Raw genomic sequence first — 18855 nt, forward strand, 5'->3', positions numbered from 1 at the left:
CTCCCCGGCAGCCGCCCCTCACAGAGCGTTCCTCAACCTGACCGGTGTCACACCCCGGAGGAGACCTCTGTCTTGTCGTCCGAGGGATCAGCCTTTCCCTCCGCGGCCTCCAGCGCCCTGTTGCGGCGCACGGAGGACCAGAAGGACCAGGCGATCAGGACGACACCGATGAGGCCGGTGATGATCTCGTTGACCTCGAAGCGGATGGTGACGAGGAGGATGGCGGCGAGGGCGCCGATGGCGTAATGGGCGCCGTGCTCCAGGTACACGTAGTCGTCGAGGGTGCCCTGGCGGACCAGGTACACGGTCAGCGAACGCACGTACATCGCGCCGATGCCGAGGCCCAGCGCCATCAGGACGATGTCGTTGGTGATGGCGAAGGCGCCGATCACACCGTCGAAGGAGAAGGACGCGTCGAGCACTTCGAGGTACAGGAACATGAAGAAGGCGGCCTTGCCGACGAGGGCTCCGGCGGAGACCTCCTTGCCCTTGGCCTTCGCCTCCTCCTCGGCCTCGTGCTCGCGCTCCTCGGCCTCTTCGAGGCGGTTCTCGAAGAACCCGGAGAGCCCGCCGACGACCAGGTACGTGATGAGGCCGGCGACGCCGGAGAGCAGGACCGTCTCCGCCTTGTCGGCGGAGCCCGCGTGCAGATGGGCCTGCGGGGCCAGGAACAGCGCCGTGAAGAGCAGGATGATCAGGGCGATGCAGGCGGACAGCATGTCGACCTTGCCGAGCTTGGCGAGCGGGCGCTCGAGCCAGCCCAGCCACTTGATGTCCCGGTCCTCGAAGATGAAGTCGAGGAAGATCATCAGCAGGAACATGCCACCGAAGGCGGCGATCGACGGGTGGGCGTCGGTCACCAGCTCCTGGTAGCGGTCGGCGTCGTTCAGTGCGAGGTCGACCGCTTCGATCGGACCGAGCGAGGCGCTGATGGCCACGATCACGACGGGGAAGACGAGCCGCATTCCGAAGACGGCGATCAGGATGCCGACGGTGAGGAAGATCTTCTGCCAGAAGGCACTCATCTTCTTCAGGATTCCGGCGTTGACCACCGCGTTGTCGAAGGACAGCGAGATTTCGAGGATGGACAGGATCAGCACGATCCCGAACGCGGTCCATCCGCCGATCAAAACCGCTGCGACCAGGCCGAGCGCGGTGACCGCGAACGACCAGCCGAAGGTTTTCAGAACCACTGGCTACCCAATCGTGAGGTTGGGGGGCTACCCCCGGACGAAGTCCGGAGGGGGTTTCCCCCCGCCGTACCCGGCTTTACGAAACATTGACCTCGAAGTCTAGAGGGCCGACTCCCCGAAGGAGAGGGCCGGGCCCTTTCGCCCGAAGAGTCGCAGGTCCGGGGGGCCGAACCCAGGTGGCGCGCCCTCTGCCACCTGGGCCGTCTCACGCGCCGGCACCACTTCGTGACACCACCGCCGGCCTCCGCCCGACCACTGGGGACCGGGGTCGCCTGCCGGGTGTTCGCCTTTACGAAACGTTGACCCCGAAGTCCAGGGCGATGCCGCGCAGCCCGGACGCGTACCCCTGGCCGACCGCGCGGAACTTCCACTCGCCGCCGTAGCGGTAGACCTCGCCGAAGATCATCGCGGTCTCCGTGGAGGCGTCCTCGGAGAGGTCGTAGCGGGCGAGCTCCTGGCCGTCCGCCTGGTTGACGACCCGGATGAACGCGTTGTTCACCTGGCCGAAGGTCTGGCCGCGGTTGTCGGCGTCGTGGATGGAGACCGGGAAGACGATCTTCTCCACGTTGGCGGGCACCTTGTGGAGGTCGATGAGGATGGACTCGTCGTCGCCCTCGCCCTCACCGGTGAGGTTGTCACCGGTGTGCTCGACCGAGCCGTCGGGGCTCTTGAGCTGGTTGTAGAAGATGAACCACTCGTCGCCGAGCACCCGCCCGCCGTTGCACATCAGCGCACTGGCGTCCAGGTCGAAATCCGCTCCGGTGGTGGAGCGTGCGTCCCAGCCGAGCCCGACCATCACCTGCGTGAGGTTCGGTGCGGCCTTGGAGAGGGAGACGTTGCCCCCCTTGGCGAGCGTGACACCCATGTTTGGTCCTCCCCGTTGAAGCCGTTTGGTGATGCGGTGGTGCGGTGGTGCGGTGGTGCGGTGATACCAGCACGTCCGGCGCCGCACTAAGAGTGTGCGGCGCCGGACGGGAAGTGATCTTGCTTCTCAGGGCCGGCTGCGGCCCCGAGGAACGGCTCAGACGTTGACGCCGAAGTCCTGCGCGATGCCGCGCAGACCCGAGGCGTAGCCCTGGCCGATGGCGCGGAACTTCCACTCCGCGCCGTGGCGGTACAGCTCGCCGAAGACCATCGCGGTCTCCGTCGAGGCGTCCTCGGAGAGGTCGTACCGGGCGATCTCCGCCTCGCCCGCCTGGTTCACGACGCGGATGAACGCGTTGCGCACCTGGCCGAACGACTGCTGGCGGTTCTCGGCGTCGTAGATCGAGACCGGGAAGACAATCTTCTCGATGTCGGCCGGGACCCCGGCGAGGTTGACCTTGATCTGCTCGTCGTCGCCCTCGCCCTCACCGGTGGTGTTGTCACCGGTGTGCTCGACGGAGCCGTCGGGGCTCTTCAGGTTGTTGAAGAACACGAAGTTGGCGTCACTGCTGACCTTGCCCTCCGCGTTCGTCAGGATCGCGCTCGCGTCGAGGTCGAAGTCGGTACCGGTGGTGGTGCGGATGTCCCACCCCAGACCGATGATGACCGCGGTCAGGCCCGGGGCCTCCTTCGACAGCGATACGTTGCCGCCCTTGCTGAGGCTGACTCCCACGAGTACTCCCATTGGTGTCCGGGGGCGGGAAGCCCCGTAGTGCGTTGGTATCGGATCAACGTGCCGATCCTAGTGAGAGGTTCCCCGCCGCCGCAGTCCCTGCGGCACGAAGAATCCCGAAGTGTCGGCATGCGGGCCCTACAGGGCGTCGAGCGCCTGTACGTACTCGTTCAGGTCCCGTGCGTCCGGCAGGCCGTTGACGACCGTCCAGCGGACGACGCCCTCCTTGTCGATGACGAAGGTGCCGCGCACCGCGCAGCCCTTGTCCTCGGCGAAGACCCCGTAGGCGCGCGAGACCTCGCCGTGCGGCCAGAAGTCCGACAGCAGCGGGTACTCCAGGCCCTCCTGCTCGGCGAAGACGCGCAGGGTGTGGATGGAGTCGTTCGAGACGGCGAGGAGCTGGGTGTCGCGGTCGGCGAACCGCGGGAGGTTGTCGCGCAGCTCGCACAGTTCGCCGGTGCACACGCCGGTGAAGGCGAAGGGGTAGAAGAGCAGCACCACGTTCTTCGCGCCCCGGAAGCCGGAGAGTTTCACGGTGGCACCGTGGTTGTCCTTCAGCTCGAAGTCCGGGGCCTTGTCGCCGACCTCGATCGTCATGATCCTGCGTCCCTTCCGTCGATCCGGCCCGCTCGGGTGCCCCCACCCTACGCAGCTACACCCGATCACGGCCTGCGGGGCCCGGCGCCCTGGAGGGGGTCGAACGGACGAGGCCCCCGCCGACCGGAGTCGGCGGGGGCCTCCTGGCCTCGGCTGCGCCTCAGCGCTTCTTGGCGGCCGTCTTCGGCGTCGCCAGCTTCGTGCCGCTCCAGTCCTTCCCCACGCTGATGCCCTTGGTCTGGGACAGACCCGCGGTCGTCACAGCTTCGGCGATGTCGCTGGGCTCCACATAACCGTCTCGGCCGGTCTTGGGCGTCAGCAGCAGGACGGCGCCGCCCTCTTCGACGTACGTGGTGGCGTCCACCAGCGCATCCGTCAGGTCGCCGTCGTCGTCTCGGAACCAGAGCACGACGGCGTCGGCGACGTCGTCGTACTCCTCGTCCATGAGCTCGCTGCCGATTACTTCTTCAATGGCCGAGCGGAGCTCCTGGTCGACGTCGTCGTCGAAGCCGATCTCCTGGACCACCTGCTCGGGCTGGAATCCCAGCCTGGCGGCCAGGCTCGTCCGCTCCTCCGCGTGGTCCGCGGTCGCGCTCACGGGTTGCCTCCTGATCATGTTCGGTAATGGGGTCCTCCCCGGCCCGGACGAAGCCGAGATCCTGGGGAAGTTCAAGCCACGCGCGTGCGCGCAGCATTGGCCGTAGTCCACACGGGCGGGGCGGATCGCGCAAGTACCCGGCCGTCAAGACCGCCGAAACGGTGACGATCCCGGCCGTGTCGCCGCAACTCCCGTCAGGGAATCACAGCCGTTCGTGACACACACCACAGGAATCTGCCCGGTTTGTGAATTTCGGAACCCTACGAGGGTACGAGACTCGAATGCCTTTGCGGTACGCGTCACGGGTCGGGCGTATCGTTGCGATTTGCCGGACCCACCCTTGGGAGAACGGTACGAGCGTGTCGGTTACCTCTCGGTAGAGATGACGTTTCCGCTCCCGAGGTACACGATGGGGAACGGTGCACACGCCCAGGAAACCAGAGAAAAAGCAAAGTAAAAACTGAAGAAACCGAGAAGAAGCGGCCCCCCGAGAGCGAAGGAACAGCGTGGCTTCCGGACCCGATCGCAACCCGATCATCATTGGCGGCCTTCCGAGTCAGGTCCCTGACTTCGATCCCGAAGAGACCCAGGAGTGGCTCGACTCCCTCGACGCCGCCGTGGACCAGCGCGGCCGTGAGCGGGCCCGCTATCTCATGCTGCGACTGATCGAACGCGCCCGCGAGAAGCGCGTGGCCGTTCCCGAGATGCGCAGCACCGACTACATCAACACCATCGCCACCAAGGACGAGCCGTTCTTCCCCGGCAACGAGGAGATCGAGCGCAAGATCCTCAACGCGACCCGCTGGAACGCGGCCGTGATGGTGTCCAGGGCCCAGCGGCCCGGTATCGGTGTCGGCGGCCACATCGCCACCTTCGCGTCCTCCGCCTCGCTCTACGACGTCGGCTTCAACCACTTCTTCCGCGGCAAGGACGGGGGTGACGGCGGCGACCAGATCTTCTTCCAGGGGCACGCCTCCCCCGGTATCTACGCCCGCGCGTTCCTCCTGGACCGCCTGGACGAGGCGCAGCTGGACGCCTTCCGGCAGGAGAAGTCGAAGGCTCCGCGCGCACTGTCCTCGTACCCGCACCCGCGCTCGATGCCGGACTTCTGGGAGTTCCCGACCGTCTCCATGGGCCTGGGGCCGCTCGGCGCGATCTTCCAGGCGCGGATGAACCGCTACATGGAGGCGCGCTCCATCGCGGACACCTCCAAGTCCCATGTCTGGGCGTTCCTCGGCGACGGCGAGATGGACGAGCCGGAGTCGCTCGGCCAGCTGTCCATCGCCGCGCGCGAGGGCCTGGACAACCTCACGTTCGTCGTCAACTGCAACCTCCAGCGCCTCGACGGGCCCGTACGCGGCAACGGCAAGATCATCCAGGAGCTGGAGTCGCAGTTCCGGGGCGCCGGCTGGAACGTCATCAAGCTGGTCTGGGACCGCAGCTGGGACCCGCTGCTCGCGCAGGACCGCGACGGCGTGCTCGTCAACAAGCTGAACACCACGCCCGACGGCCAGTTCCAGACGTACGCCACCGAGACCGGCGCGTACATCCGCGAGCACTTCTTCGGCGGCGACCACCGGCTGCGCGCCATGGTCGAGAACATGACCGACGACCAGATCCTGCACCTGGGCCGCGGCGGCCACGACCACCGCAAGGTCTACGCGGCCTTCGCGGCGGCCAAGGCGCACAAGGGCCAGCCGACCGTGGTCCTCGCCCAGACGGTCAAGGGCTGGACGCTCGGCCCGAACTTCGAGGGCCGCAACGCCACGCACCAGATGAAGAAGCTGACGGTCGCCGATCTCAAGGGCTTCCGCGACCGGCTGCACCTGCCGATCTCCGACAAGGAGCTGGAGTCCGGCGCGCCGCCGTACTACCACCCGGGCCGGGACTCCGACGAGATCCAGTACATGCACGACCGCCGCAAGGGCAACGGCGGGTACGTCCCGACGCGTGTCGTGCGCGCGAAGCCGCTCGCGCTGCCCGAGGACAAGACGTACGCGAGTGTGAAGAAGGGTTCGGGTCAGCAGTCGATCGCCACGACCATGGCGTTCGTACGGCTCCTCAAGGACCTCATGCGGGACAAGGAGATCGGCAAGCGGTTCGTGCTGATCGCGCCGGACGAGTACCGCACGTTCGGCATGGACTCGTTCTTCCCGAGCGCGAAGATCTACAATCCGCTGGGGCAGCAGTACGAGGCCGTGGACCGGGAACTGCTCCTCGCGTACAAGGAGTCGCCGACCGGGCAGATGCTGCACGACGGCATCTCGGAGGCGGGTTGCACGGCGTCGCTGATCGCGGCCGGTTCGGCGTACGCCACGCACGGCGAGCCGCTGATCCCGGTGTACGTCTTCTACTCGATGTTCGGTTTCCAGCGCACCGGCGACCAGTTCTGGCAGATGGCCGACCAGTTGGCGCGCGGGTTCGTGCTGGGTGCGACCGCGGGGCGGACGACCCTGACCGGTGAGGGTCTGCAGCACGCGGACGGGCACTCGCAGTTGCTCGCCTCGACCAACCCGGGATGTGTCGCGTACGACCCGGCGTACGGGTTCGAGATCGCGCACATCGTGCAGGACGGGCTGCGGCGGATGTACGGCTCGTCCGAGGAGCACCCGCACGGCGAGGACGTCTTCTACTACCTCACCGTCTACAACGAGCCGATCCAGCACCCGGCCGAGCCGGCGGACGTCGACGTCGAGGGCATCCTCAAGGGCATCCACCGTTTCGCGCCCGGGACCGCGGGCTCCATCCCGGCGCAGATCATGGCGTCCGGCGTGGCGGTGCCGTGGGCCGTCGAGGCGCAGCGACTGCTCGCCGAGGACTGGGACGTACGGGCCGACGTGTGGTCGGCGACCTCCTGGAACGAGCTGCGACGCGAGGCCGTGGAGGTGGAGCGGCACAATCTGCTGCACCCGGAGGAGGAGCAGCGGGTTCCCTATGTGACGCGGAAGCTGTCGGGTGCCGAGGGGCCGTTCGTGGCCGTTTCCGACTGGATGCGGGCGGTTCCGGACCAGATTTCGCGGTGGGTGCCGGGGACTTACCAGTCGCTGGGGGCGGACGGGTTCGGGTTCGCCGATACGCGGGGGGCCGCTCGGCGGTTCTTCCACATCGACGCTGAGTCGATCGTGGTGGGGGTGCTGACGGAGTTGGCGCGTGAGGGGAAGGTGGATCGGTCGCTGCTGAAGCAGGCGGTGGATCGGTATCAGTTGCTCGATGTGAGCGCGGCGGATCCGGGGGCGGCGGGGGGAGACGCGTAGGTTCCCGGGCCCGGCCCCGGGCCCCGCGCGCCCTGGAAGGCAGGGGGTGCGGGGGGGGGTTGGGGCCGGTGTGCGCAGTTCCCCGCGCCCCTAAAGGCAATGGGTGCGGGTCCCCGGGGGCGGGAGTGCGCAGTTCCCCGCGCCCCTGAAAAGGCAAGGGTGCGGGCCTGTCAGGGCTGGTGTGCGCCGTTCCCCGCGCCCCTGGAAAGGCAAGGGTGCGGGCCTGTTGGGGCTCGCGTGCGCCGTTCCCCGCGCCCCTGGAAAGGCAAGGGGTGCGAGTCCGTTGGGGCCGGCGTGCGCCGGTCGCTGCGCTCCTAGAGGGCTATGGCCAGGATGGTGTCGATCGCTCCCAGGACCAGGGCGATCAGGGCCGGTGGCGGTGGGGCGACGTTCCAGCGGCGGCCCATGGCCAGCCAGCCGCAGACGACGGCCGCCGGGCCGAGGATGATCCCCAGGACAAAGAATCCGGCGACCGCGCAGATGACTCCGATGATCCCGAGCGTCGCGCGATCCGGCCCGCTCCGTGACCTCGTACGGCTACGCGAGCGAGGGTGTTTGCGCGTGGTGTGGCCGAAGCCCGCCATCATCAACTCCCTGGACCTCTGAGCCGACCGAATACCGGTCGGTTCGGGCTCGGAAGTCGGGTACCCCGGTCATGTCAATTCAGGCGCGTACCTCTTTGCGGCGGTTGCGCGGCGTGCTGCCCCCTCCGCAGCACGCCGCCACTGCAACCGAACTGCCCGTTCCGTACAGATCAGTTGAGACCACTCTGACCCGGGTGACGGGCGGTATGAAAGTCATATGTAGAGGTGTCACTCGGATAGGCGAAAACCCCGCCGAAGGAACTCGGCGGGGTGTAAAGGGGATTGAGGAACCGGACTAGATGTGGCCGACTCCCGCGCCCGCCTCCGCGTTGGCACCCCTCTTCGTGAGGAAGGCGACGAAGACGGCGACGACGGCGACACCCGCCGCGACCAGACTCGCCAGGCTCATACCGGAGATGAACGTGTCATGGGCGACCTCAGTGATCTTCGCGGCGATCTCCGGCGGCGTGCCCGGCGCCACCGGGGGCGCGCCGACCTGCACCGCCTCCGCGGCCTGGTCGAGTTCGGCCGGGGAGAGCTTCGGGAGCCCCGCGTCGGCCCAGTTGCCCGCGAGGTCGCGGTCGACCTTGGAGGCCATCACAGCGCCGAGGACCGCCGTGCCGAGGCTGCCGCCGATCTGCATGGCGGCCTGCTGAAGACCTCCCGCGACACCGGACAGCTCCATCGGCGCGTTGCCCACGATGACCTCGGTGGCGCCCACCATGACGGGCGCGAGGCCGAGGCCGAGCAGTCCGAACCAGATCGACATCAGCCCGCTGCCGGTGTCGGTCTCCAGCGTCGAGATGCCGAACATGGCGAGGGCCGTGAACGCCATGCCGCCCGCCAGCGGGATGCGCGGCCCCGTCCTGCCGATCAGCCAGCCGGCCAGCGGCGAGCCGACGATCATCATGCCGGTGAGCGGCAGCAGGTGCAGGCCCGCGTCGACCGGGCTCATCCCGTGCACGTTCTGCAGGTAGAAGGTGACGAAGAACAGGCCGCCCATGAAGGCGATCGCCATCAGCACCATGAGGACCACACCGGCCGACAGCGGTACGGAGCGGAAGAGGGCCAGCGGGATGAGCGGCTCGCGCACCCGGTTCTCCCAGTACGCGAACAGGGCGAAGCCGAGCACCGCGATACCGAGGAAGCTCCAGGTCAGCGCGGCTCCCCAGCCCCACTCCGGGGCCTTGATGAGCGCCCAGACCAGACAGAACATGGCGCCGGACAGCAGGCCGATGCCGAGCAGGTCGAAGGAGCGCGGCGCGTTCTTGGCCCGGTGGTCGGTGAGGATGACCGCGCCGAGGACGACCGCGAGGACACCGACCGGCACGTTGATGAAGAAGACGGACTGCCAGCTGACGTGCTCGACGAGCACTCCGCCGAGGATCGGGCCGCCCGCGGTGGAGGCGCCGATGACCATGCCCCAGATACCGATCGCCATGTTCAGCTTCTCGGCCGGGAAGGTGGCCCGCAGCAGGCCGAGCGCGGCCGGCATCAGCAGCGCGCCGAACAGGCCCTGGAGCACCCGGAAGACCACCACGAAGGCGATGCTGTCCGAGAGCCCGATGGCCCCCGAGGCCGCCGCGAAGCCGACCACGCCTATGAGGAAGGTCTGGCGGTGGCCGAACCGGTCGCCGAGCTTGCCCGCCGTGATCAGTGTGACGGCGAGTGCGAGGAAGTAGCCGTTCGTGATCCACTGGACGTCGGCGAACGTGGCACCGAGGTCCTTCTGGATGGCCGGGTTCGCGATGGCCACGATGGTGCCGTCGAGGGCCACCATCATGACGCCGACGGCCACGGTGATGAGGGTGAACCACGGGTGGCCGCGCAGCCCCGCGCTCGGAGCCGGGCCGGAGGCGGCCGGGGCCTCGTCGGCCGGGCCCGTCTTGTCGACGGTGGTCTGACTAGTCATGCGTTCGAGGTTAGTGACAGCCGCTGACAATTGACAAACCAATTCACATTTCGGTAACTGACACGTCACCCGGGAAAGAGGACTGATGGACACGGCACCACGACCGGGCCTGCGCGAGCGCAAGAAACAGCGCACGCGGGACGCGCTGGTGCGGTCCGCCCTGGAGCTGTTCGCGGCCCAGGGCTACGAGCGGACGACCGTCGACGAGATCGTCGAGGCGGTCGACGTCTCCCAGCGCACCTTCTTCCGCTACTTCGCCGGCAAGGAGGAGGCCGCCTTCGCCGTCCAGGAGATGGCGGAGTCGCACTTCCTCGACGCGGTACGCCGACGCCCGCCCCACGAAGCCCCGTTGGACGCGTTGCGCCGGGCCGTGATGGCTGGCTGGGACACCATCGGGGAGGCGATCGAGGCGATCGTGCCGATCGAACTGCACATGCGCACCTACCAGTTGATCGAGTCGACCCCCGCGCTGCTCGCCATTCACCTGCGCCGCCACGAGGCACTGGAGGAGCAGCTGGCCCGGCTGATCGCGGAACGGGAGGGCATCGACGTGGACGCCGATCCGCGCCCGCGCGTGGCGGTCGCCCTGTTCGGCGGCGTGATGCGGCTGGCGGCCCGCAGATGGGGCGCGGGCGACGACTTCAGCGTGGCCGCGATGCGCGAGCTGACCGCCTCGTATCTCGACCAGACGGGGCCCGCCCTGATCGAGAACTGGCACACGCGCGACGGAAGCGGCCACCGGGACGCGGAAGAGGCGCAGGGCGACTTTGCCCCAATTACCCCGACGGAAACGTGATCCGCCTCACTCGGTTAACGCGAGACCCTCTCGTTCTCCTAGTGTGTCCTTTCAGTGACTTCCTTCGACTCCACCCCCCAACTCAACGTCTGGCGCATGTTGCTCGCGCTGGCCGTGGTGTTCGTGATGCTCGGGACCACCGGCTGGACAGCGGTGCGCGGCCACAGAGGGGCGACGACACCGATCGCGGCATCCCTCGCCGCCTGGGAACGCGGGCACATCGACGGGCGCCGGCTGCCCGACCCGGACGGGACGACGCCGATCCGGCTCGCCCAGTTCTTCGCCTCGCTCGACGCGCACCAGCGGACCCGGCTCGTCACCCGCTACCCGCTCGCGGTCGGCAACATGAACGGGGCGCCGGTGGCCCTGCGCTACCGCGCCAACCGGATCGCCCTCGGCCAGGCCCGCAAGGTCGAGATCGCCCGTACGCGGGACAGCCGGCTCTCCGCGGTCGGCCAGCGCGACGCGGGCCGCCGGATGCACCGCTACGAGGCCCTGATGACCGGCGGACGCCGCATCCTCGCCTTCGACCCGATGGGGTCCGGCCGGGTCGCGGAGGTCTTCGGAGACCTCGGCCGCGCCGAGCGGGTCTCGGTCGTGGTGCCCGGCGTCGACACCGACCTGCTGACCTTCCAGCGCACCGAGCGCCAGTACACCGCCCCGGTCGGCATGGCCAAGGCCCTCTACCGCGCCGAGCGGGAGGCCGACCCCCGGACGCGTACGGCCGTGATCGCGTGGGCCGACTACACGACGCCGAACGGGCTCGGCATGGACGCCGCCACCGGCGTACGCGCCGAGGAGGGCGCGGTCCGGCTCGGCGCCCTCGTCCGCGCGCTGCCCGGCCGCTCACGGGTGGCGCTGTACTGCCACAGCTACGGAAGCGTGGTCTGCGGAGTGGCCGCCCACTCGCTGCCGCCCCGGGTCTCCGACATAGCGGTGGCCGGCAGTCCGGGCATGCGGGTCGAGCGGGCCGCGCAACTGCGCACCGCGGCTCGGGTGTGGGCCGTACGGGACTCCGACGACTGGATCCAGGACGTACCGCATCTGGAGGTCGGCGGGCTCGGGCACGGCGCCGACCCGATGTCCTCCGACTTCGGCGCGCGGGTGCTGTCCGCGCGCGGGGCGAAGGGACACACCGGGTATTTCGAGCCCGGGACCGACAGCCTGCGGAATTTCGCCGAGATCGGTATTGGCGCGTACCGCGCGGTCAGCTGCGCGCACGAGGACGACGGGTGCCGGGAGGGTCTGCCCGGCACCACCGAAGCCGGACGCGCGTAGAGGACGAGGAAAGCGCGGGCCGCTCAGGGAGGGGACTAGGAAGCGCATGCCGCATACGATGGCCCGCATGGGTGACGTACTGGCCGGATTTCATGCCGCCTGGGAGTTCGAGTCCGACTCCGTGCTCATCCGCTTCGAACGGGGGATTCGCACGCCGAAGCTGTTCCAGGCGCTCGGTGAGCGGCGCATCCCGCTCGACGCGATCGCGTCGGTGACGCTGACGCCCGGCAAGCGCGGGACGGTCGTCCTGCGTGCCGAGCCGCGGCCGGGGGCGGATCCGCTGATGGAGGCGGCGGCCGGACAGCTGAAGGACGTGTGCGACCCCTACCGGCTCGTGCTGCCCGCCGAGCGCGAGACGCTCGCCGAGTACTACGCGGACGAACTGCGCGCGATGCTGGGGCCGCCGGACGCGGGTCCGGCGGAGCGCTATCTGGTGCGGGCGCCCGAGACGCCGCTCCAGTTCAAGGCGTACGACGGGAAGGCTTCCTTCGACGGGAAGTCCGTGGCCTTCCGGTGGTTCTGGACGGGTGCCTCGTCCGCGAAGTGGAAGGCCGGCGACCAGACGTTCGCCGTCGCCGACCTGTGCGGGGTGGAGTGGCGCTCGCCCGAGATCTTCGAGGGGCATCTGCGGCTGCTGCGCCGGGAGGCGGGCGTCCCGCAGCCGGGGCAGGCGGATCAGGATCCGGCCGCCGTCGTCTTCGGGCTCGGCTACGGGCCGGTGCACGAGTCACTGCCGTTCGCGGCGGCCGTGCTGGCCGCGGCGCGGTCCGGGGGGCCCGCGGTGCTGCCCGACGGGGTGGCGTCGGGGCCGGCCGCCGGGGCGGTCGCGGTGGTTCCGCGGGCCGCCCGGCGTGATCCGGCGGACATCGCGGAGCGGATCCGGCACCTTGGTGAGCTGCATGAGGCGGGGCTCGTCACGGACGACGAGTTCTCGGTGAAGAAGGCGGAGTTGTTGGCGGAGCTTTAGCGCCTGCGGCTGGGCAAGGCAGGGCTGGGCTGGGCCGGGCTGAGGGGGTTCGACAGGTGCGGGTCGGTCGGGGTGGGCCGCGCAGTTCCCCGCGCCCCTGAAAAGCGGGGCTGCGCCCTGCTTCTGGCATTCAGGGGCGCGGGGAACTGCGGTGGGCTACTCCCGGCCCGCCGACGCGAACGTCATGTCGGCGTAGCGCGTGCCCGCGACCTTCGCGGCGATCGGGTCCAGGACCGCGAGGTCCGTGTCCGTCAGGGTGATCCGTGTCGCCGCCGTGTTCTCCTCCACCCGCGTGCGCCGGCGCGTGCCGGGGATCGGCACGACCGGCAGACCGTGCACGGCCGCCTGCCGGTGCACCCAGGCCAGCGCGATCTGCCCCACGGACACCTCGTGCGCCTCCGCGACCGTCCGGATCGAGTCGAGCAGAGCCGCGTTCGCCGCCGCGTTGTCCCCCGTGAAGCGCGGCTGCTGACGGCGGAAGTCACCGGCCGTCAGGTCCTTGGCGGCGTCCGTGAAGGAGCCGGTGAGGAAACCGCGCCCGAGCGGGGAGTACGGGACCAGGGTCACGCCCAGTTCACGGGCGGCCGGGACGACCCCCGCCTCGATGTCCCGGCTGAACAGCGACCACTCCGACTGCACGGCCGCGATCGGGTGCACCGTCTGCGCGGCCCGCAGCTCGCCGCCCGTCACCTCGCTGAGACCGAGCTGCTTGACCTTGCCCTCGCGGACCAGCTCGGCCATGGTGCCGACGGTCTCCTCGATGGGGACGTTCACATCACGGCGGTGCATGTAGTAGAGGTCGATCACGTCGACGTCCAGGCGCTTGAGGCTCGCCTCGACCGCCTGCCGGATGTACGGGCCGTCGTTGCGGATGATCCGCCGGGTCGGCTCGTCCGGCGGGATCGTCATGGCGAACTTCGTCGCGATGACCACCTCGTCGCGGTGCGCGGCGAAGAACGGCGCCAGGAACCGCTCGTTCTCCCCCTGCCCGTAGGCGTCGGCCGTGTCGTAGAGCGTGACGCCCAGCTCCAGCGCGCGCTCCAGGGTGGCCCGGGCCTCCTCGGCGTCCGTGGGGCCGTACGCGAAGCTCATGCCCATGCAGCCGAGTCCCTGCACGCCGACCTCGAGGCCGCCCGTACCGAGCGGGGCCTTGGCGATCCTGCTGTCCGTCATCGGGACCTCTCCGACGCCGGGGCCTGCCCGGCGTCCGCATAGAAACTGATCTTCCGGTCGAGCACGGCGAGGGTGTCCTGGAGCTCGGCGATCCGGGCCCGCACGTCCCGCCGCGTCGCTTCGAGCAGCTCGAAACGGTCCGCGTACGTCTCGTCGCCCGCCCGCACCATCTCCGCGTACCGCACCATGTCGGCGACCGGCATCCCGGTCAGCCGCAGCTTGCCGACGAGGTCGAGCCAGTCGAGGTCGCGGTTGCTGTAGCGCCGCTGGCCCGTGTGCGAGCGGTCGATGTGCGGCATCAGCCCGATCCGCTCGTACCAGCGGAGGGTGTGTGCCGTCAGGCCGGTGAACGCGACGACCTCGCTGATCGTGTACTGGTCCCGGCCGTCGGGCCGCCTCAGCCTCTGCGGCGGGGGTACGCAGATGTCGGTCCCGGGCTCCGTGGTCTCCATCACCGTCATGGCCCCCACGCTAAAACCTTGGAGTGCGCTCCAAGCAAGGGCGGGCCGGTGAAATTCCGACGACACGGGGCGCCGCGCTGACTAGCGTGCCGATCATGAGTCTTGTACGCCGTGCCCTGCCCGAGGACGCCGGGGAAGTGCTCCGACTGCGTCAGGTGTTGATCGACTCGATGCCCGGGGCGGACACGTCCACCGGCTGGCAGGCCGCGTCCCTGGCCACCGTACGGGGTCGGCTGGCCGATCCCTACGGGGGTTTCGCGGCCTTCGTCGTCGACCACCCCGAGCGGCCGGGGGCGCTGGCCGCGCTGGTGGCGGGGACGCTGGAGTACCGGATCGGGCGGGCCGGGAACCCGCACGGGCGGATCGGTTACGTGTTCAGTGTGGCGACGGATCCCGCGGTGCGGCGGCGGGGGTACGCGCGGGCCTGCATGGCGGAGCTGGTCGTGTGGTTCCGGGAGCGGGGGGTGGGGCAGATCGACCTGACCGCCTCCCCGGAGGCCGCGCCGCTGTACGAGTCGATGGGGTTCGTGCGGACCCCGGATCCGCTGATGCGGCTGAAGTTCTGAGCGGTGGTGGGCGGGTGCGGGGCACGCCGGTGGGGCCCCGCACCCCCGACGACGCCCTCGCACGGGGCCCGTAGGCTCTGGGCATGTCCTTGCAGAGCCTCGCACTGATCGAGAAGTGGCCCGTCCCCACCGCCGCCGCGGCCGTCGTACGGGCGGACGGCACCGTCCTGGGGACCCGTGGGCCCGTCACCCGACCCTTCGCGCTGGCCTCCGTCACCAAACCCCTCGCCGCCTACGCCGTGCTCGTCGCGTACGAGGAAGGGGCCGTCGAGCTCGATGAGGCGGCCGGGCCCGAGGGCGCCACCGTGCGGCACCTGCTCGCGCACACCAGCGGGCTCGCCTTCGACGAGCACCGGGTGACCGCTCCGCCCGGACAGCGGCGGCTGTACTCCAACGCCGGGTTCGAGCAGCTGGGCGACCACCTCGCGAAGGCGACGGAGATCCCCTTCGGGGAGTATCTGAGGCAGGCGGTGCTCGAACCGCTCGGGATGACGTCGACGACCCTCGACGGCTCGCCCGCGAAGGACGGCGTCTCGACCGTCGACGACCTGGTGCGGTTCGCCGCCGAGGTGCAGGCGCCGCGGCTGCTCGACCCGCGGACGGTCGCCGAGGCGATGACCGTGCAGTACCCGGGCACGAAGGGCGTCCTGCCGGGCTACGGCCACCAGAACCCGAACGACTGGGGCCTCGGCTTCGAGATCCGCGACTCCAAGTCCCCGCACTGGACGGGCGGTTCGTCCTCCCCGCGCACCTTCGGCCACTTCGGCCAGTCCGGCACGTTCCTGTGGATCGACCCGGACGCGGGCGTCGCCTGCGTGACCCTGACGGACCGGGCGTTCGGCACGTGGGCGACCGAGGCGTGGCCGCCCTTCACGGACGCGGTGCTCGCCGAACTCCGGAACGGCTAACCCATCTCCCACAGCAGCAGCTCCGCGCTCCCCCGGGCCACCGCCTCCAGGTCCTTCGCGTCCGTGACACGTGCCGAGTCCCCCGCGCCCAGCACCTCGGCGCCGCCCAGCAGCACCTCGCCGCGTACGACATGCGCGTACAGGAAGGGTGCGTCGGGGATCGCGGTCCGCCGGCCCGGGGCGAGGCGGCGTACGTGCAGCATCGCCCCCGCCTCCGGGACCGCGTACGGCGTGGAGTCCGCGATGCCGTGGACCACCTCGTACAGCGGGTCGCCGCCCGGCCGGAGCGGGGCCAGCCACATCTGCACGAAGCGCAGGGGCGTACCGCCGTCGTTGCGTTCGACGTGGCGGATCCCGCCCGCCGAGCTGAGGCGCTGGACGTCCCCGGGGCGTACGAGCGATTCGTGGCCCGTGGAGTCCCGGTGGGTCAGCTCGCCCTCGACGACCCACGTGACGATCTCGGTGTGGCTGTGCGGGTGCTCGTCGAAACCGGCGCCGGGGGCCAGGCGCTCCTCGTTGCAGGCGAGGACCGCGCCGAAGCGGAGGTTGTCCGGGTCGTAGTGCGGGCCGAAGGAGAAGGCGTGCAGGGACTCGATCCCGGCCGCCGGGTCGCCTCCGCGGTAGCGCTCGTCGGCGCGCCGTACGTCCATCACGCGACCCACGGTAGACCTGCCGGGCGTGTCACCTGCGACCCTCCGCCGCATCCCGGCGTCCGGATAAGGCAGTCTTGTGCCGTGCCCGAACCCGAGACCAGCAACACCGAACGCGCCGCGCGCACCGCCCACGCGCACACCGCGACCCTGAAGCGGCTGGAGAAGTCGTCCGGCAGTCTCGCCGCCCAGGCCATCGCGCGCATGGACGAGACGCTGTCCTGGTACCGGGCGATGCCACCGGAGAACCGGTCGTGGATCGGCCTCGTCGCCCAGGCCGGTATCGCCGCGTTCACCGAGTGGTTCCGGCAGCCCGACGCCCCCCAGGCCATCTCGACGGACGTCTTCGGCACCGCGCCCCGCGAACTGACCAGGGCGATCACCCTGCGCCAGACCGTGGAGATGGTGCGTACGACGATCGAGGTGATGGAGTCCGCGATCGACGAGGTCGCGGCGCCGGGGGACGAGAACGTGCTCCGCGAGGCGCTGCTCGTGTACGCCCGGGAGATCGCCTTCGCCACCGCCCAGGTGTACGCGCAGGCCGCCGAGGCACGCGGTGCCTGGGACGCCCGCCTGGAGTCGCTGGTCGTGAACGCGGTCCTGTCCGGCGAGGCCGACGAGGGAGCGGTGTCCCGTGCGGCGGCCCTCGGCTGGAACTCGCCCGAGCATGTGTGCGTGGTGCTGGGCACGGCACCCGACGGTGACAGCGAGCTGACCGTCGAGGCCATCCGGCGGGCCGCCCGGCACGCCAAACTGCAGGTGCTCACCGGCGTCCTCGGTGACCGGCTCGTCGTCATCGCGGGCGGCAGCGACAACCCCCTGGCGGTCGCGAAGTCCCTGATCGGCCCGTACGCCGCGGGGGCCGTGGTGGCCGGTCCCGTGGTCCCCGACCTGCTGGCCGCGACTCGTTCCGCGCAGGCCGCGGCGGCCGGGCTGAAGGCGTGTTTCGCCTGGCAGGACGCCCCCCGGCCGGTGCTGGCGGACGATCTCCTGCCGGAGCGCTCGATCGCCGGTGACCCGGCGGCGCGCGACCAGTTGGTGGAGGAGATCTACAGACCGCTGGAGGAGGCCGGGTCGGCGCTCCTGGAGACGCTGAGCGTCTATCTCGAACAGGCGAGCAGTCTTGAAGGCGCCGCGCGGATGCTCTTCGTGCACCCCAACACCGTGCGCTACCGGCTTCGACGTGTGACTGACGTCACCGGCTGGTCGCCTTCCGACGTACGTTCGGCGTTCACGCTGCGGATCGCGCTGATCCTGGGGCGTCTGGCCGATGGAGATCCCCAACTCTAGGCTTTTGTCGGGGACCTACAATTCCCCCTCCTGTTCTTCGTCCCTGTCCCCACGGGCGGCCGTGCCCGTTCACAAGAGAGAGTGTGAGAGTGCTCGTACTCGTCGCTCCCGGCCAGGGTGCCCAGACGCCCGGCTTCCTGACTCCTTGGCTCGACCTCCCCGGCGCCGCCGACCGCGTCGCCGCGTGGTCGGACGCCATCGGGCTCGACCTTGCCCACTTCGGAACGCAAGGAGACGCCGACGCGATCCGGGACACCGCCGTCGCCCAGCCGCTGCTGGTCGCCGCGGGTCTCCTGTCCGCCTCGGCACTCGGTGCCACGGCGCCCGCCGCCCCGGCACCCGACGCCGTCGCGGGACACAGCGTCGGTGAGATCACGGCCGCCGTCCTCGCGGGTGTCCTGGACGAAACGGCCGCACTGAAGCTCGTGCGCAAGCGGGGCCTGGCGATGGCCGAGGCCGCCGCCGTCACCCGGACCGGGATGTCGGCGCTGCTCGGCGGCGACCCCGAAGTGACGATCCCGCACCTGGAGAAGCTGGGCCTGACCCCGGCGAACGTGAACGGCGCGGGCCAGATCGTGGCCGCCGGCACGCTGGAGGAGCTGGCCGCCCTGGAGGCGGACAAGCCCGAGGGCGTACGCCGGGTGGTGGCTCTCAAGGTCGCGGGCGCGTTCCACACCCGGCACATGGCTCCGGCGGTCGACGTCCTCGCGCAGGCCGCGGCGGAGCTGTCGCCGGCCGACCCGACGGTCACGTACGTCTCGAACAAGGACGGCAACGCCGTCACGACGGGTGCCGAAGTGGTCTCCCGGCTGGTCGGTCAGGTCGCCAACCCGGTCCGCTGGGACCTGTGCATGGAGACCTTCAAGGAACTCGGCGTGACCGCGCTGGTCGAGGTGTGCCCCGGTGGCACGCTGACCGGTCTCGCCAAGCGCGCGCTGCCCGGCGTGAAGACGCTGGCGCTGAAGACACCCGACGACCTCGAAGCGGCTCGCGAGCTCATCGCCGAGCACGCCTCGGCCTGAGCGCGTAAG

The 18855-nt window shown here is 70.0% G+C and carries 18 protein-coding genes; 8 read left to right on the forward strand and 10 right to left on the reverse strand.

Going from position 1 to position 18855, the window contains the following annotated elements:
- Window positions 1–47: 47 nt before the first annotated feature.
- The 5 genes from K3769_RS11355 to K3769_RS11375 form a co-directional block, all read right to left on the reverse strand.
- Window positions 48–1193, reverse strand: coding sequence for a DUF475 domain-containing protein (locus tag K3769_RS11355; RefSeq protein WP_267026315.1), 1146 nt, complete (start codon window positions 1191–1193; stop codon window positions 48–50).
- A gap of 289 nt (window positions 1194–1482) precedes the next feature.
- Entirely contained in the window at window positions 1483–2058 is a 576-nt protein-coding gene (locus K3769_RS11360; protein ID WP_267026316.1) for a TerD family protein, read from the reverse strand.
- Between the two features lie 156 nt (window positions 2059–2214).
- Window positions 2215–2790, reverse strand: a complete 576-nt coding sequence (locus K3769_RS11365) for a TerD family protein (RefSeq protein ID WP_055617911.1) — start codon at window positions 2788–2790, stop codon at window positions 2215–2217.
- Window positions 2791–2928: 138 nt separating this feature from the next.
- Window positions 2929–3387, reverse strand: a complete 459-nt coding sequence (locus K3769_RS11370; RefSeq protein ID WP_267026317.1) for a peroxiredoxin — start codon at window positions 3385–3387, stop codon at window positions 2929–2931.
- A gap of 160 nt (window positions 3388–3547) precedes the next feature.
- Window positions 3548–3985 carry a DUF3052 domain-containing protein gene (locus K3769_RS11375; protein ID WP_055519877.1) on the reverse strand — a complete coding sequence of 146 codons (438 nt, stop codon included), beginning with the start codon at window positions 3983–3985 and terminating at the stop codon, window positions 3548–3550.
- A 506-nt stretch (window positions 3986–4491) separates the two neighbouring features.
- Between K3769_RS11375 and aceE the strand changes: the two genes are divergently transcribed.
- Entirely contained in the window at window positions 4492–7239 is a 2748-nt protein-coding gene (gene aceE / locus K3769_RS11380) for a pyruvate dehydrogenase (acetyl-transferring), homodimeric type (protein WP_267026318.1), read from the forward strand.
- Between the two features lie 314 nt (window positions 7240–7553).
- Here aceE and K3769_RS11385 read toward each other — a convergent pair whose 3' ends face one another.
- Both K3769_RS11385 and K3769_RS11390 read right to left on the reverse strand, forming a co-directional pair.
- Window positions 7554–7826, reverse strand: a complete 273-nt coding sequence (locus K3769_RS11385; RefSeq protein WP_267026319.1) for a small hydrophobic protein — start codon at window positions 7824–7826, stop codon at window positions 7554–7556.
- 292 nt (window positions 7827–8118) lie between these two features.
- Window positions 8119–9735 (reverse strand): MFS transporter, encoded by a 1617-nt coding sequence (locus K3769_RS11390; RefSeq protein ID WP_267026320.1) that lies wholly within the window; start codon window positions 9733–9735, stop codon window positions 8119–8121.
- Between the two features lie 85 nt (window positions 9736–9820).
- Here K3769_RS11390 and K3769_RS11395 point away from each other — a divergent pair, with 85 nt between their 5' ends.
- Genes K3769_RS11395 through K3769_RS11405 form a run of 3 tightly spaced genes read left to right on the forward strand, consistent with a single transcriptional unit; the run spans window position 9821 to window position 12776 of the window.
- On the forward strand, window positions 9821–10531 hold the full coding sequence (locus K3769_RS11395) for a TetR family transcriptional regulator (RefSeq protein WP_267026321.1): 711 nt from the start codon (window positions 9821–9823) through the stop codon (window positions 10529–10531).
- A gap of 54 nt (window positions 10532–10585) precedes the next feature.
- Window positions 10586–11809 (forward strand): alpha/beta hydrolase, encoded by a 1224-nt coding sequence (locus K3769_RS11400; RefSeq protein WP_267026322.1) that lies wholly within the window; start codon window positions 10586–10588, stop codon window positions 11807–11809.
- Window positions 11810–11867: 58 nt separating this feature from the next.
- Window positions 11868–12776: a DUF4429 domain-containing protein gene (locus tag K3769_RS11405; protein ID WP_267031324.1), complete on the forward strand. Its 909-nt coding sequence runs from the start codon at window positions 11868–11870 to the stop codon at window positions 12774–12776.
- A 156-nt stretch (window positions 12777–12932) separates the two neighbouring features.
- Here K3769_RS11405 and K3769_RS11410 read toward each other — a convergent pair whose 3' ends face one another.
- The gene (locus K3769_RS11410; RefSeq protein WP_267026323.1) at window positions 12933–13949 is read right to left on the reverse strand and encodes an aldo/keto reductase; all 1017 of its coding nucleotides are present in this window, start codon (window positions 13947–13949) and stop codon (window positions 12933–12935) included.
- On the reverse strand, window positions 13946–14410 hold the full coding sequence (locus tag K3769_RS11415) for a MerR family transcriptional regulator (protein WP_267026324.1): 465 nt from the start codon (window positions 14408–14410) through the stop codon (window positions 13946–13948). The genes K3769_RS11410 and K3769_RS11415 overlap by 4 nt, the downstream gene beginning before the upstream one ends.
- Window positions 14411–14505: 95 nt before the next feature.
- On the opposite strand from K3769_RS11415, the gene K3769_RS11420 reads away from it, so the two are divergent.
- A complete protein-coding gene (locus tag K3769_RS11420) occupies window positions 14506–14976 on the forward strand; it encodes a GNAT family N-acetyltransferase (protein WP_267026325.1) in 471 nt (156 codons plus the stop codon).
- Between the two features lie 83 nt (window positions 14977–15059).
- A complete protein-coding gene (locus K3769_RS11425; protein ID WP_267026326.1) occupies window positions 15060–15884 on the forward strand; it encodes a serine hydrolase domain-containing protein in 825 nt (274 codons plus the stop codon).
- On the opposite strand, the gene K3769_RS11430 is transcribed toward K3769_RS11425, so the two are convergent.
- Window positions 15881–16534, reverse strand: a complete 654-nt coding sequence (locus tag K3769_RS11430) for a pirin family protein (protein ID WP_267031325.1) — start codon at window positions 16532–16534, stop codon at window positions 15881–15883. The two genes, K3769_RS11425 and K3769_RS11430, sit on opposite strands and share 4 nt — an antisense overlap.
- 84 nt (window positions 16535–16618) lie before the next feature.
- On the opposite strand from K3769_RS11430, the gene fasR reads away from it, so the two are divergent.
- The gene (gene fasR, locus K3769_RS11435) at window positions 16619–17824 is read left to right on the forward strand and encodes a fatty acid biosynthesis transcriptional regulator FasR (protein WP_267026327.1); all 1206 of its coding nucleotides are present in this window, start codon (window positions 16619–16621) and stop codon (window positions 17822–17824) included.
- An 89-nt stretch (window positions 17825–17913) separates the two neighbouring features.
- Window positions 17914–18846 (forward strand): ACP S-malonyltransferase, encoded by a 933-nt coding sequence (locus K3769_RS11440; protein WP_267026328.1) that lies wholly within the window; start codon window positions 17914–17916, stop codon window positions 18844–18846.
- Window positions 18847–18855: the final 9 nt, after the last annotated feature.

It is taken from the genome of Streptomyces ortus (genome assembly GCF_026341275.1).
Classification (GTDB): Bacteria; Actinomycetota; Actinomycetes; order Streptomycetales; family Streptomycetaceae; genus Streptomyces; species Streptomyces ortus.